Raw genomic sequence first — 15,436 nt, forward strand, 5'->3', positions numbered from 1 at the left:
AATAAAAAAAAATAATATAGTACTATTTATTTTATCTGTAATAACTCTCCTATTTTTTGCTGCCTTATCCTTTAATTATACAAGCAGTCTTATAATAGAGTCGATGGATAAGGTTATTGGCAGAAATTTACGAGACCCCCAAAAATGGTCAAGAATTTTAAAAGGTATATTGCACATACCTGTTTTTTCCTGTGCAATTTTTATTTTTAATAACTTTTTTACCTTAGGTCTTAAAACTGCAGAAAAAATAAAGCAAATATTTTTCAACATTTTTTCAAAGTTAAAAAAATCAGATCTTATCGCCTTTATTCTTTTTTTTACAGTTTTCTTTTTTATCGCTTATTATAAAATTATAGATTCTGACTTTTATTATGCAGACGACAAAGCAAGGCTGATTGGTGACGACAAAACCTCATGGATTTCCTTTGGCAGATATGTGTCCCAGTTTTTTTCAGTTTTTATTCACACATCTTTTCCTTTGGTAGATGTAGCACCCCTAACTCAATTCTTTTCAATACTCATAATGAGTTTTTCATTGATGATTTTAATCTTAATCTTAGATAATAAGATAAAAATTGCAAAATCATTTCCACTGACATTCCTTTTTATATCACCTTTTTTTTCACAATGTTTTTCTTACAGATTTGATAACATATACATGACTCTTGCAGTATTTTTTACCTTAATACCATTTTTATTTAAAGATGATAAAATCTCATTCATATATTTATCAATTGTATTTTTAGTGCTTTCATGCATGAGCTATCAAGCGGCAACATCTGTTTATATAATGCTTGTAATCTTTATAAGTTTGAACAAAATAAAGAAAAATGAAAACATAAAAGAAGTGATAAAATTCATTCTTAGTTCTGTAATTTCGTTTACGATTGCTCTTCTAATCTATAAATTGCTATTCGATTGTTCTTCTGATCCAAAATATTTTGTACCCGCTACAGAAGAAAATTATTTTTCAACTTCGATTTCAATACAGGTGATTCCTCAAAATATTAAAAATTATGTTTTGATTGTTGCAAATAATGTGGGCGGTATTTGGTTAAAGGTATTTATAATTTGTTCTGCAATAATCTACTATGTATTTTCAATAAAAAACTCAAAAATAAATAAATTTATTTTTGCAGCGGTTTCCATTGTGTTTATTGCAACTGCATTTATACTTTCGCTTGGCCCATATATGATATTAAAAAAACCTTTGCTCGCCCCGAGAGTTTTTATGGGTTTTAACATGTTTATCGCCTTAATTTTATATTTTTGTGTGGAAAACATACTCTGTTCAAATCTTTCAGTAAAGAATAAATATATATTTTCAATTCCAACTCATTTTGTAATATACGGTTGCATAACCTTTTTATATGCTTATGGAAATTGTCTTTCGCATCAAAAAGAGTATTCTGACTTTAGGTTTCAGCTTATCATCAACGATATGAATGAATATATAAAAGAAGGCGATGTTTACATATCGTTCAAAGGAAAATCCACAGATTACTGCCAAGCATTAGACGTCGCCGTAAAGCAATACCCAATAATAAATCTGCTTTTAGAAAATCAACCTTCGCCAAATTCATCTTGGAATGATGAATATCTATATAAATTCAATTTAGTTTCGGAGCAAGAAAATTCAAAAGAAAAACTCCCCTTATTAAAAGAATCTTATTATCACGATTTATATGGAAAAGATAATCACTTTGTTGTAAATCTAAAAAAATAGTATTGGAGAACTCATTATAATATTAAAAGCAGGCCTAAAAATTAGTTTATAAAAAATTAAACAATCGAAAATTGGAGAAAATATGAAAAAACAAAATAAAATCATCACCTTAATTTTTTCTAGCCTCATAATATTAGCGCTTATTCCTTGTCTTTTTCCTCAAATTCAGCATTTGGCGGTTTTGTTTGTAGAAAAACTAAAACATGATGATATACACGATTCTTTTTGGATGAAACAGATGTTTGCGTTTGCGATATGCATAATATTTACGATATTGGCTATAAATGCAGTTCTGTTTACGCAAAAAGGCAGAAAAATCTTTGAACACAATATAGAATCATTCAAAAAAATATTAGATTTGATTAAAGATGATAAAAAGTATCTTTTTACAATTTTTCTTTTATATCTGTTTGGTTATATAACAATATTTAGGGCAAATTTTTGGAACAAGGCGATTGATGACCTTGCAAGACAAATCGAAGGTTCACGAGACTGGATGAATTGGTACAGATATATTTCTGAAATCGGCTCTATATTCATTCACACATCAAAGCAATTGATTGATATAGCACCTCTAACCCAAGTGATTGCATCTTTTTTTGTTGCCCTAGCCTCATTCTTCATAATCCACATATTCAATAAAAAATTCACTTATTTTTCGTGTATAGCGTCTTTGCCTGTGGGATTGTTTCCATACTTTCTTTCAAATCTATCCTACAGATACGATTCTCCTTACATGGCTTTTGCAGTTTTAGTCAGCATAGTACCTTTCTTATTTATTGAGGATAAAACGACTTTCATCACGATTTCTGTTTTGTGTTTATTTTTTATGTGTACTTCATACCAATCCGCTTCTGGAATATATATTTTTATGTCGATGCTTTGTGTTTTTACGATGTGGACACAAGATAAAAAGCCAGTGCAGGAAATTCTAAAAACAACACTTATATGCATATTGTGCTATGGATTAACGCTTTTTGTTTTTTCAAAAATTTTCATTCCAAAACCGGATTACGAAGTCTACGCAGATGAAGCGATAAATATCTCTTGCCTTATTCCAAATACAATAACTTATATAAAAAATCTTTTATCGCAGTTGGCTGGAACTCCAATTCTCTACTTTTCAATGGCAGTTTTTGTTCTTTTTATTGTTCACTCTTTTATTAATACAAATATCAATCGCTTATTTTCAAGTTTTCTTTCTGTCCTCATACTGATTATCGCGATACCTTTTACCTTTGGCTCGTATCTTGCTTTAGAAAAACCTCTATATTCAGCAAGAGCATTTATAGGAATTGGAGTCTTTATTGGCTGTCTATCTGTAATAGTATTATCTAATAAAAATTCAACTTCAAATAAATTTTTAAACCTTTCAAAAATACTAACTTTTTGTCTTTCATGGTGCTTGTTTGCTTTTTCATTTGCATATGGAAATGCACAAGCAGATCAAAAAGACTATATACATTTTAGGACAACGCTTTTATTGAAAGACCTTTCTGAAGTTATTGAAGACACAGACAAAGATGTTGAACTTTTATTTGTATCAGATATAGGTCATTCAAGGACAGTTCAAAATCTTATTGAAGTTTATCCAGTTGCAAAAGAATTAATTGACATCGGTTTAACTCCTCATAGACCTTCAGAATTCGTATTACAGTCTTACAATTTTTGCGAATTAAAGGCCGGAACAAATACCGATTTTAGAAAAGATGATTTACCAGTTTTGGTTGATAATCAATACAATAAAATTCAAGGGAAAAACAACAAGTACCTTATCACATTTAAAAATCCTCATTTTAAAGTTATAAGAACAAGAAACATAGAAGGATGATGTGTTTGTTTCCATAAAAAAATAACCTAGGAATAAAAATGATACTGATTAACGGTTCTTTTCTGTGCCGAAGTTTAACCGGCATAGAGCGCTTTGCTTTTGAAATATGTAAAAATCTCGATGAGCTTGCCTTAAAAGATGAAATTGCAATCTGCATTCCAAAGAATGCAAAAACAAAAGTTGAATATAAAAACATAAAATGCATTTATTCCAAAAAAAATTGCAAAAGTTTTCCGATTTGGGATCATATCACTTTTTCTGTTTTTCTTAAAAAAAATGGTTTTATTCCGCTTGATTTTGCAAATGTAACTCCGTTTTTTACTCCAGGGCTTGTTTTTATTCACGATATTTACGCAAAAGTTTTTCCTAAGGATTTTACTTCTTTTAAAGAAAAACTAATAAAAACATATATGTGCCTTATGTACAGACACGCCATAAAACACGCAAAAAAACTTATGACAGTAAGCGAATTCAGCAAAAATCAAATTGCAGAAGTTTACAATGTCGATAAAGATGAAATTTCTGTAGTTCCAAACGGATGGGATCATTTTAAAAATATAGATGAAGATAAATCCGTCCTCGAAAAATTCCCAAAATTAAGCGAAAAAGAATTTTATTTTACCTTGGGAAGCCTTCAAAAACGAAAAAATTTAAAGTGGATTGCTAAATATGCAAAAAATCATCCAAACGAGTTATTTGCCGTTTCTGGAAAAATCGTTTCCGGAATGCAGAGCAACGATATAAAAGACTTGCAAACATTGCCAAACGTAGTGCTGCTCGGTTATGTTTCGGACGGAGAAGTAAAAGCTCTGATGAAAAAATGCAAGGCGTTTATCTTTCCAAGTTATTATGAAGGTTTTGGGATTCCCCCACTTGAAGCGCTTTCTGTTGGCGCACAAATTGTAGTTTCAAAAGCCTCTTGCCTGCCAGAAATTTACGGGAAAACAGCGCACTATATAAATCCTCAAAATTGCGATATTTCGCTGGAAGAGATTTTAGCACAGCCAGTTTCTTCTCCAAAAACGATTTTAGAACATTACACTTATAAAAACTCTGCTAAAAAATTGTATGGGATACTTAAGGAATGTAACCAGTGAGATAAAATGCTGGTTTTATCGATGTTGAACAAAAAAAATTATTGTGTTATAACGGTCAATATTTTCTGGAGATTTAAACATATATGTCTTTCTCAAATATTTTGTATACTCTTGTTTTGTATCCATTGGTTCAAGTAATTGGAATCGCTTTCCGCATTTTTGACAAACTTTTTGATAATACCGGAATCGCTGTTATCGGTGTAAGCTTTACGGTAACCCTCTTGTGTCTTCCATTGTATATAGTTGCAGAACACTGGCAGCAAATTGAGCGTGATGTTCAAAAAAAATTAAAACCCGGCATAGACCGCATAAAAAAGACTTTCAAAGGCGATGAGCAATATATGATTTTGAGCACATTTTACCGTCAAAATCACTACCATCCGCTTATGGCTTTGCGTTCAAGTTTTGGGCTTTTAATCCAGATTCCTTTTTTTATGGCAGCGTATTCCTGTCTTTCTAAGATGCCAGCCTTGCAAGGAAAATCTTTTTTATTCATCGCGAATATGGGAAGCCAAGATGCAATTTTTCATATTGGAAACTTTCCAGTAAATATACTTCCTATAGCGATGACTGTTATAAACATAATCGCCGGTGCAATCTATACAAAGGGCTTTCCTATAAAAGAGAAAATCCAAATTTATGGCATGGCATTGGTTTTTCTTGTAATCTTGTATTCAAGTCCTGCCGGATTAGTTCTTTATTGGACTATGAATAATGTGTTTTCTCTTGTTAAAAATATCTTCTATAAGTTAAAAAATCCTTTAAAAGTTCTTTATTATTGCGCTGTAGCGGGAATTCTTCTTATTGCTGTTTATGTTCTTTTTATTTACGACGGCGGAGCAAATATGCAAAAGCGTTTAAAAGCGGTAATTCCTATGCTCATGCTTTTGCCAATACCTTTGTATCTAAAGGCTGTAAAATGGTTTTTGTCTTACCCTCTTTCAACTCTCGTAGAAAATAAAAAACTTAGATTGAATCTATTTTTATTTTCGTCTCTTGCGCTTACGGTTTTAGCAGGTCTTGTTTTACCTTCTTCTTTGGTATCTTCTTCAACTCAGGAATTTTCAAATGTAGGAAAATTGGCTTCGCCTACGATTTATTTTAATTGGTCATTTTGGCAGGCTGCGGGACTTTTCATATTTTGGCCAGCTTGTATTTATTTTCTTTTTGGGAAAAAATTGCAGTCGATTATAGCCTGTTTTTTTGCGATTGCACTTTCTTGTGCGATTCTAAACGCCTTTGCTTTTAATGGAAATTATGGCTCAATGGACATAACCTTAAAATTTATAGGCGGCATGAATAACCCATCAAAACTATTTATGATTGCAAATACGGTAGTTATCCTTTTTACTGCTATGATAATCATTGGTTTATTCAAATTTAAAAAAATAAAAATTGTAAATTCTTTGACTTTAATTGCGCTCTTTTCTTTCGTTGCACTTTCAACAATAAATATCACAAAAATAAAAAAAGCGTATGCCGAATATTCAAAAATCGTTGCATCAAAAAACGGCAAAGAAGAAAGTGATTTATCTACAAAATTTCATTTTTCAAAAACCGGTAAAAATCTAGTGCTTGTAATGCTGGACAGAGCGGAAAGTTCTTATTTTGAAGATATTTTGCATGACAGACCAGAATTGTATGATATTTACAGTGGATTTACTTTCTATAGAAACGCTTTATCGTGCAATGGACACACTTTTATGGGCGCTCCTTCAGTCTACGGCGGTTATGAATATACACCGTATGAGATGAATAAACGCTCAGATGTACCATTAAAAGAAAAACACAACGAAGCGTTGCAAGTATTGCCGAGGATTCTGACAAAACAAGCAAATTTCAATGCAACTCTAACGGATTTATCTTGGTCAAATTACAGTTACTATTCCGATATGAGAATATTTGAAGGAAAAGAAAATATCCAAGGCTATAAATTACGCGGAAGATATACAGGAAATTTTAAAAAACAATTTTTGGGTTCTGCAAAAACAGGATCTCTTTCGAACGGATTAAAACGAAATCTTTTTTGGGTGAGTCTATTTAGAACTTCGCCTGCAATTATTAGGCCTGTCGTATATTACAAAGGTTCATGGTGGGCAAATGAGGCTACCAGCGACGTAGATTTGTTTGTCGATTGGTATGCGATTCTTCATTACTTGCCTCAGCTTACGGATTTTTCAAACGAAAAAGATAATTTAATCGTTATGACAAATGAAACAACACATACAGGTCAAGACATTTCGTATATGAACTTAACTGACGAAAAAACTCTTTCTGTAAAAACAAAAGATGATGATTGTTACGCTATAGATGTTGTTTCCCTTGAAGCATTGGGAAGATGGTTTTCTGCATTAAAAGAAAACGGTGTTTACGACAATACCAAGATTGTAATAGTTGCAGATCACGGAATTGGCTATGGAGCAAGACGTACAAAAGATTATGACATCCCAGATGTAAACGGCTATCCAAAAGATCATCTAAATCCGCTCTTCCTTGTAAAAGATTTTAATGCTACAGGAAAGTTAAAAACCGATATGACATTTATGACAAATGCAGACACAATCGAGTTTCTTTTAAAAGATGTCGTAGAAAATCCGATAAATCCTTTTACTCATAATAAAATATCATCAGATGCAAAAAAAGACGGAGTTCTTGTTACGACAGATGACATGTTTATGCCTCATCACAGCAAAAGCAAATATATTTTTACTGTAGATAAAGATTCTTGGTATAGAGTTAAAGACGATATATTTAGAGATGAAAATTGGCTAAAGGAGACTCCATCAAAATGATATATTTATTGCTTTATATAGACCCAGGTACGGGGTCAATGCTATTTTCTATATTGGTAGGTGCAGCTGCAACGTTATTTTTTTTAGGGAAGGCTATTTGGTTAAAATTTAAGCTTGTTTTTTCAGCAGGGAAAAAGGGACTTTCTACAAATATAGATTCAAAATTAAAAAAATATGTCATATACAATGAAGGAATTCAGTATTGGAATGTCTTTAAGCCTGTCTGTGATGAATTTGAAAGACGTGAAATTGAACTTACTTATTACACTTCTGCAGAAAAAGATCCTTGTTTTGAACAAAGTTATAAATTTATAAGGCCTGAATTTATTGGGGAAGGAAATTTAGCTTTTGTAAAACTGAATATGCTTTCAGCCGGAATTGTTCTCATGACCACGCCCGGACTGCAGGTATATCAATTAAAGCGCAGCAAAAAAGTAAGACATTATTCGCATGTTCTGCACATGCCTAACGATGCGACTACTTACCGTTTATTCGGGCTGGATTACTTTGATTCCGTCCTTCTCACGGGGAATTATCAAAAAGACGACATAAGAAGCCTTGAAAAGCAGCGAGGCTTGCCGCCAAAAGAACTCGTAACGGTTGGATGCTCTTATCTTGACGTGCTTTCTTCAAAGATGGCTTCTATCGAAGAAGAAAAAGATCACAGGTTTACGGTGCTTGTTTCTCCGTCATGGGGGAGCGTAGGCGTTTTATCCAGATACGGACAAAGGCTTTTGGATCCGCTTGTAAAAACCGGCTGGAGAATAATAGTGCGTCCGCACCCGCAGTCAAAAAAATCCGAGGCTAAAATGCTTAAAGATCTTGAAGACCGCTACAAGAACAGCAAAAATCTTGAATGGGACTATAACGGCGACAACATATATTCTTTGAAAAAGGCCGACATAATGATTTCCGATTTTTCGGGGATCATATTCGACTATACTTTTTTATGCAATAAACCGGTCATCTATGCGTCTTCGGATATCGACTTACGTCCTTACGACGCATGGGACTTGCACAAACCGCTGTGGCAATTCCGAATGCTTGAAAAGATGGGAATAAAGCTTGAAGAAAAAGATTTGGACAATATCGAGCGGATCATAAAACAAGTATGCGACAGCCCTGAGCTTTCGGCAGCGAGAAAAGAAGCGAAGGCGGCTGCGTGGATGCATACGGGCGAAGCGGGCAAAAACATCGTGGATTTTATGATAAATACGGTAACCGAAAATCTATCATCCGATGACAAAAATAAAGGCCCTAAATGAAGGCCGCATGTGCCTGTCATAAGGATAAATCTTACGATTCTATGCTATAATTTTCTACGGCCATGAATTTTGAACAGGAGAGTGCAAATGAGCAAAACAGTATATCTTGGAATGACAGGCGATATAATTCACCCCGGAATAATCAATATAATAAACGAAGGAGCCAAACACGGGGATCTCATAGTAGGACTTCTGACCGATTCGGCAATAGTTTCACACAAACGTTTACCCTACCTCACATACGAGCAGCGAAAACAGGTTGTCGAAAATTTAAAAGGCGTTTCAAAAGTTGTTCCGCAAGAGGACTGGAGTTACGTTCCGAATCTTAAAAAACTAAAGCCGGATTTCATAATCCACGGAGACGACTGGAAATCGAACTATTTAAGCAAAATCCGAGACGATGTTTTTGACGTTATGAAGGAATGGAACGGGCAAGTAATTGAAATTCCTTACACTAAAGGAATAAATTCTTCCGCCCTTGTAGAAAACGCAAATACGATAGGAACTACGCCTGAAATAAGATTAAAGTCGCTACGGCGTCTCATAGCGGCAAAAAAAACAGTGCGCATAATGGAAGCGCATTCGGGTTTGAGCGGGCTTATAATTGAAAATGCGGCCGTAGAAAAAGAAGACGGCATTCACCGCTTTGACGGAATGTGGTCTTCGAGCCTTACCGATTCGACAAACAAGGGCAAACCTGACATCGAAGCTGTGGATCTTACGACTCGCCTTCAAGATCTTACCGACATACTTGAGTGTACGACGAAGCCCATAATCTATGACGGAGATACAGGCGGTATTACCGAACACTTTGTGTTTACGGTACGAACACTGGAAAGAAACGGTATTTCCGCGGTGATAATCGAAGACAAGGCCGGTTTAAAAAAGAATTCCCTTTTCGGTACCGAAGTAAAGCAGGAGCTTGAAGACGAGCAGGAATTCTGCCGCAAAATTTCAGAGGGTAAAAAAGCGCAGATAACAAAAGATTTTATGATAATCGCAAGAGTCGAAGAGCTTATAGCAGGACGCAGCATTGAAGAAGCCCTTAAAAGAGCCTTCGCCAGCGTCCGTGCGGGTGCGGACGGAATAATGATACACAGCCGCGACAAATCCGGACAGGACATAAAAACTTTCTGTGAAAAATTCAGAGCGGAGTATAAAAATGTTCCCATAGTTTTGGTGCCTACGTCATATAATCAGTTTACTGAAAACGAGCTTGCATCGTGGGGTGCAAATGTGGTCATCTACGCAAACCACATGTTACGAGCCGCCTATCCTGCAATGAAAAACTGCGCCGAAACCATCCTTAAAGCGGAACGTTCCCTTGAAGTCGATCAGATGTGTATGTCGATAAAAAGCATTTTGGAGCTCATACCGGGAACAAAATAAACCGTGCAGGGCGTCAGTTAAACGTCCTCGCGAATAAAACATTGATTTGGGTGATAAGATGATAAGACCGGAATTATTTTATAATGAACTTAAAGCTAACGGAACCGATTTTTTTACGGGAGTTCCCGATTCGCTTTTAAAAAATTTTTGCGCTTACGTGACGGATAATACTCAGAAAAACAACCACATAATCGCTGCAAACGAAGGGTGCGCAACAGGACTTGCCGCAGGTTACCATTTTGCAACCGGAAAAATTCCTCTCATCTATATGCAAAATTCCGGATTGGGGAACACGGTCAATCCTCTTTTATCCTTGATGGATCCTGAAGTTTATTCCGTTCCTGTCGTCCTTGTCGTCGGCTGGAGAGGCGAGCCCGGCGTACACGACGAACCCCAGCATATAAAACAGGGAAAGGTTACCATTCCGCTTCTTGAAGCGATGAAGATTCCTTACGTCATTTTAACCGCCGACGAAGGCGAGCTTAAATCCCAAATTTCCGAATGTTACAATTACGTAAGATCGCATAACGCCCCCTTCGCCTTTGTGGTCAAAAAAAACACTTTCGATGCGTATAAACTTAAAAACGACGCCCCGGTACAAGCCGAACTTAGCAGAGAAGAAGCGATAGAACTTATCATGCTCAATTGCGAGCCGGGATCCGCCTTCGTTTCCACTACAGGGATGGCAAGCCGGGAGTTGTTTGAGCTTAGGGAAAAACACGGCATGAGCCATAAAACCGATTTTTTAACGGTAGGCAGTATGGGGCACGCTTCACAGATCGCCCTTTCAATCGCAATGCAAAAACCTAATCGAAAAATCTATTGTCTTGACGGAGACGGCGCGAGCCTCATGCATATGGGAGGAATGACAACGATCGGCACTATAGGGGTGAAAAATTTTACGCACATAGTATTGAACAACGGCGCTCATGATTCGGTAGGCGGACAGCCGACCGTCGCGTTAAAAATCGACTTATGTCGGATCGCAAAAGCTGCAGGATATGAATATACGGCGTCGATTTCTACACCTGAAGAATTAAAAAAGATCCTTTTAAATCCTGAGATAAAAAACAAACTTTCGTTTATCGAAATAAAAGTACACAAGGGAGCCCGTTCAAATCTGGGACGCCCTACTTCTACACCAGAAGAAAATAAAAAAGCATTTATGGAGTTTTTATATGATTAAACAGGCTGTAATAGTCGCGGGCGGTTTAGGCGAACGCTTCGGCGGACGCACAAAAGAAATGCCTAAGGGATTTATAGAAATAGAAGGCGTCCCTATGGTGGAACGCTCCGTGCAGAAACTCATAAGAGCGGGAGTCGAAGAGATAATCATAGGAACGGGACACTGCAATCAGTGGTATGACGAACTTGCAAAAAAATACTCTTGCATAAAAACTTTCCGAAATGAAAATTATGCAAACACAAGCAGCATGGGAACGCTCGAAGTATGCGCTCCGTATGTTAAAGGGGATTTTTTGCTGTTGGAAAGCGATCTCGTGTACGACGCTGCAGGCCTTTTTGCCCTGATAAACGACGAGCGCAAAAACGTCGTTCTGGCTTCTGGAAAGACAGGCAGCGGCGACGAAGTGTATCTTTCATATGACGAGAACCGTATTCTCACAAATGTAAGCAAGGATAAGAATTCAATGCCCGACGCGGGAGCCGAGCTTGTAGGAATTACAAAGCTTTCAAAACAGGCGCTTGACGCTATGGTAAACTATGCGAAAGCGCATCATGCCGACATGCCTAAAATCGACTATGAAAACGTCATGAACGCCGTTGCAAAAGAATGCGATATCTATGTAAAAAAACTTGAATACTATGCGTGGATAGAAATCGACGACGAAGAAATGCTTTCCCGCGCCTTAAATCTAGTTTATCCTCGAATAAAAGAAAACGAATCCGTCACGCGTGTCCGACGGGAAGTCCTTCTTAATCCCGGTCCGTCTACGACGACAGACAGCGTAAAATACGCTCAGGTTGTTCCTGACATTTGCCCGAGAGAAATGGAATTCGGGAACCTTATGGAACAGACGGCATTCGATCTGACAAGCTTTGTCGCTTCTCCCGACGAATACGCGACTATTATGTTCGGCTGTTCGGGTACTGGGGCTGACGAGGCTATGATATCTTCCTGCGTTCCTCCCGGAAAAAAATTACTCATAGTGGACAACGGTTCTTACGGCGAGCGGATGGCGAAGATCGCAAAAATCTACGGTATCGACACTACGGTATTTAAAAGTTCCACATACGAACCGATCGATATTCCTAAGCTCGAAAACGAGTTTAAGACCGGTAAATACGCGGCGTTCGCAATGGTATATCACGAAACTACGACGGGGCTTTTAAACAGGGTTGACCTTATCTGCCCGCTTGCAAAAAAATACAATATGATAACCATTGTCGACGCTGTAAGCGCTTACGGCGGCATGCCTATGGATTTGGAAAAATTGGGCATAGATTTTATGGCTTCAACGTCAAACAAACACATACAGGGCATGGCCGGGATAGGATTTGTAATCTGCAAAAAAACGGAATTGGAAAAACAAAAAGACTATCCGATGAGAAACTACTATTTTAATCTCTACGATCAGTATAAGTATTTTGAAGAGACAAAACAGACGAGATTTACTCCTCCGGTACAGACCTTCTATGCGCTGCGCCAAGCGATTATAGAAACGAAGATAGAAACCATAGAAAACCGATTTAAACGCTATACGGAATGTTGGAAAATCCTTGTAAAAGCGCTCAAAGAAATCGGATTGAAAATGCTCGTAAAAGAAGAATTTCAATCGCATTTCATCACGGCGATACTGATTCCCGATAAAAAGGAATACAGTTTTGACGCACTTCACGATTATGCAAAGAGTTTCGGCTTTACGATCTATCCGGGAAAATTAGGAAATATTACGACGTTCCGCATTGCAAATATGGGCGACATAAGGCCCCAAGAGATGCAGCATTTTACGGGAATACTGCGCGATTACATGCACGGCATAGGCGTTTGCTGATCTGAGTTTTAGGAGAGATCGAGGTTTAATAGGATATGAAAGTCGCCATAGTACATGACTGGCTTGTAAATTACGGCGGAGCCGAACGCGTCGTAGAGTCATTCTTGAAAATCTATCCACAAGCGGACATCTACACCCTTGTTTATGACAAAAAAAAGATGGCAAAGATTTTTCCTCCTGAAAAAGTCCACACATCGTTTATACAGAAATTTCCGATGGCGACAAAAATTTATACAAAACTCCTTTCTCTCATGCCCAAGGCATTCGAATCGTTCGATCTTTCATCCTATGACCTAGTCTTGTGCAGTTCTTCTTCTTGTGCCAAAGGAGTGATAACGCCTCCTTCGGTTCCTCACGTGGCTTACGTGCACACTCCCATGCGCTATGCCTGGGATTTGTTTTTCGATTACAAAAAGCGAAGCGGCCGCGTTACGCGTTTTTTTATGGACAGATGGATGCCCGATATCCGCATGTGGGATTTTATTTCCGCTCAAAGAATAGACAGCGTAATTGCAAATTCAAATTATATAGCGCGAAGAATAAAAAAATTTTGGGGACGAGACGCTAAAGTAATCTATCCTCCGGTGGACACGCAGCGGCTGTCGCCTAATTACAAAGAAAGCGAAGATTTTTACGTAGTTTTTTCGCGCTTCGTTCCGTATAAGCGCGTAGATCTTGCTATATCCGCATGTATACGCCTTAAGCGAAAACTTGTCGTCATAGGAAGCGGAAGCGGCGAAAAAAGTCTTAAAACTCTGGCAAACGGAAACGCCGACATAATATTTACCGGCAGGATAAGCGACGAAGAAGTTAAAAATTATCTGCAAAGGTGCAAGGCGCTCATCTTTTGTGCGGAAGAAGATTTCGGGATAATTCCCGTTGAAGCGCAGGCCTGCGGACGTCCGGTAATCGCGTACGGCAAGGGCGGCGCGCTGGAAACCGTGATAGACGGAAAAACCGGAATTTTTTTCGACCGGCAAGAAGAAAAAAGCCTTGTCGACGCAATAGGGCGCTTTGAAAAACTGGGCGCGTTTTACGATCAAAAATCCGTTTACGAACATGCGGCGTCGTTTTCCGAAGAACGCTTTAGAAAACAGATGGAACAGACTTTAAATGAAATTCTATCGGAATTTTATCCGGCAGGCGAATGCAAAAACGGAGTTTTTAAATGAGGCTTGCAATAGATTGCCGTATGATCGATTCCGGTGGAATCGGCACTTATGTAAGCGAACTTATTCCCTATTTTCTTAAAAAAGACCAATGCCTGCTTTTGGGAACTCACGAGCAATGCACGGCGTTTTTGCGTAAACAGAACGTAGAATTTTGCTTTTGCGACGTAAGACCGTTTTCATTTGCGGAATTCTTTTCATTTCCTAAAGATGTCCTTGACAAAATAAATTCGTGCGACGCCTACTATACGCCATACTGCAATATTCCTTCGGGAATAAAAATTCCGATCTATTCCACCATTCACGACGTGGTTTTTTTGGACGTAAAAGGCCTTTCTTCTCCTCTTGGAAATCTTATGCGCAAATTTATCTACAAGCGCGCGATAAGGCTGTCAAAAGCTGTTTTTACCGTATCGGAATTTTCAAAAGACAGAATCTTATACCGATTGCATTGCAAAAAAAACATAATAGTCGGTTATAACGGCCTTCCTGCGTGGGTTTTAAAAGACGATGAAGATGTGCCCGAACTGCCGGAAGAGGATCAAAAGCAGACCGAAGATCAAAGTCAAACGTCAAAGTCCCTCAAAGACGAAAATACGATCTTATTTGTGGGCAATATAAAAAAACACAAGGGCCTTTCGGTTTTGCTTGAAGCATATTCACAGGCGAAAAAGCAAATAAAGGATTTGAATCTGATGATCGTGGGAAACGCGGAGAATTTCAGAACCGGCGATAAAGAAATCATCGAAAGATTTCAGGATATTACCGACGGTTCAGTCACGTTTACCGGAAAAATCAATAATTCAAAGTTAAAAAAACAGTATAAGAAAGCTAAACTGCTCGTTCAGCCTTCTTTTTACGAAGGATTCGGCATTCCGCCGCTCGAAGCCCTGTGCTGCGGGACGAACGCCGTAATTTCGGATATTCCCGTGTTTAAAGAAATATATAAAGATTTTCCCGTGATATTTTTTAAATGCGGGGACGCAGAAGATCTTTCAAAACAGATCGTTCTTCACTTAAACGACGAAGTTCCAAAGCTCCCTGAAAACATATATTCATATAAAAACACCGCCGATATAATCTTAAACACGATCTGCAAAAACTTATAAGTCGCTGCGCTCAAAATCCGCTTGCGGATTAGGGCAACGTGACA

At 37.5% G+C, this 15,436-nt stretch carries 10 protein-coding genes; all 10 read left to right on the forward strand.

What is annotated here, in order from left to right; translation table 11 throughout:
- Positions 1–103: 103 nt before the first annotated feature.
- The 10 genes from HRQ91_RS06160 (at position 104) to HRQ91_RS06205 (ending at position 15,392) form a co-directional block, all read left to right on the forward strand.
- On the forward strand, positions 104–1,726 hold the full coding sequence (locus HRQ91_RS06160; protein WP_210118766.1) for a glucosyltransferase domain-containing protein: 1,623 nt from the start codon (positions 104–106) through the stop codon (positions 1,724–1,726).
- Between the two features lie 82 nt (positions 1,727–1,808).
- Positions 1,809–3,557 carry a glucosyltransferase domain-containing protein gene (locus HRQ91_RS06165; protein WP_210118767.1) on the forward strand — a complete coding sequence of 583 codons (1,749 nt, stop codon included), beginning with the start codon at positions 1,809–1,811 and terminating at the stop codon, positions 3,555–3,557.
- A gap of 38 nt (positions 3,558–3,595) precedes the next feature.
- Positions 3,596–4,654, forward strand: coding sequence for a glycosyltransferase family 4 protein (locus tag HRQ91_RS06170; RefSeq protein WP_210118768.1), 1,059 nt, complete (start codon positions 3,596–3,598; stop codon positions 4,652–4,654).
- A gap of 83 nt (positions 4,655–4,737) precedes the next feature.
- Complete coding sequence (yidC, locus tag HRQ91_RS06175; RefSeq protein WP_210118769.1) at positions 4,738–7,446, forward strand: membrane protein insertase YidC; 2,709 nt, start codon at positions 4,738–4,740, stop codon at positions 7,444–7,446.
- Positions 7,443–8,711: a CDP-glycerol glycerophosphotransferase family protein gene (locus HRQ91_RS06180; RefSeq protein ID WP_210118770.1), complete on the forward strand. Its 1,269-nt coding sequence runs from the start codon at positions 7,443–7,445 to the stop codon at positions 8,709–8,711. Before yidC ends, HRQ91_RS06180 begins: the two co-directional genes overlap by 4 nt.
- Before the next feature lie 87 nt (positions 8,712–8,798).
- On the forward strand, positions 8,799–10,100 hold the full coding sequence (gene aepX, locus HRQ91_RS06185) for a phosphoenolpyruvate mutase (protein ID WP_210118771.1): 1,302 nt from the start codon (positions 8,799–8,801) through the stop codon (positions 10,098–10,100).
- Between the two features lie 58 nt (positions 10,101–10,158).
- Entirely contained in the window at positions 10,159–11,286 is a 1,128-nt protein-coding gene (gene aepY / locus HRQ91_RS06190) for a phosphonopyruvate decarboxylase (protein ID WP_210120747.1), read from the forward strand.
- Complete coding sequence (locus HRQ91_RS06195) at positions 11,279–13,114, forward strand: 2-aminoethylphosphonate aminotransferase (RefSeq protein ID WP_210118772.1); 1,836 nt, start codon at positions 11,279–11,281, stop codon at positions 13,112–13,114. The genes aepY and HRQ91_RS06195 overlap by 8 nt, the downstream gene beginning before the upstream one ends.
- Positions 13,115–13,149: 35 nt before the next feature.
- Entirely contained in the window at positions 13,150–14,286 is a 1,137-nt protein-coding gene (locus HRQ91_RS06200) for a glycosyltransferase (protein WP_210118773.1), read from the forward strand.
- A complete protein-coding gene (locus tag HRQ91_RS06205) occupies positions 14,283–15,392 on the forward strand; it encodes a glycosyltransferase family 4 protein (protein ID WP_210118774.1) in 1,110 nt (369 codons plus the stop codon). Before HRQ91_RS06200 ends, HRQ91_RS06205 begins: the two co-directional genes overlap by 4 nt.
- Positions 15,393–15,436: the final 44 nt, after the last annotated feature.

The sequence above is a fragment of the Treponema parvum genome (assembly GCF_017893965.1).
Classification (GTDB): Bacteria; Spirochaetota; Spirochaetia; order Treponematales; family Treponemataceae; genus Treponema_D; species Treponema_D parvum.

Bases quoted from the DNA above. Each gene is read 5' to 3' on its own strand.
- HRQ91_RS06180 (WP_210118770.1), top strand. From the start codon at position 7,443: ATGATATATTTATTGCTTTATATAGACCCAGGTACGGGGTCAATGCTA.
- HRQ91_RS06195 (WP_210118772.1), top strand. From the start codon at position 11,279: ATGATTAAACAGGCTGTAATAGTCGCGGGCGGTTTAGGCGAACGCTTC.
- aepY (WP_210120747.1), top strand. From the start codon at position 10,159: ATGATAAGACCGGAATTATTTTATAATGAACTTAAAGCTAACGGAACC.
- yidC (WP_210118769.1), top strand. From the start codon at position 4,738: ATGTCTTTCTCAAATATTTTGTATACTCTTGTTTTGTATCCATTGGTT.
- aepX (WP_210118771.1), top strand. From the start codon at position 8,799: ATGAGCAAAACAGTATATCTTGGAATGACAGGCGATATAATTCACCCC.
- HRQ91_RS06165 (WP_210118767.1), top strand. From the start codon at position 1,809: ATGAAAAAACAAAATAAAATCATCACCTTAATTTTTTCTAGCCTCATA.
- HRQ91_RS06170 (WP_210118768.1), top strand. From the start codon at position 3,596: ATGATACTGATTAACGGTTCTTTTCTGTGCCGAAGTTTAACCGGCATA.
- HRQ91_RS06205 (WP_210118774.1), top strand. From the start codon at position 14,283: ATGAGGCTTGCAATAGATTGCCGTATGATCGATTCCGGTGGAATCGGC.
- HRQ91_RS06200 (WP_210118773.1), top strand. From the start codon at position 13,150: ATGAAAGTCGCCATAGTACATGACTGGCTTGTAAATTACGGCGGAGCC.
- HRQ91_RS06160 (WP_210118766.1), top strand. From the start codon at position 104: ATGGATAAGGTTATTGGCAGAAATTTACGAGACCCCCAAAAATGGTCA.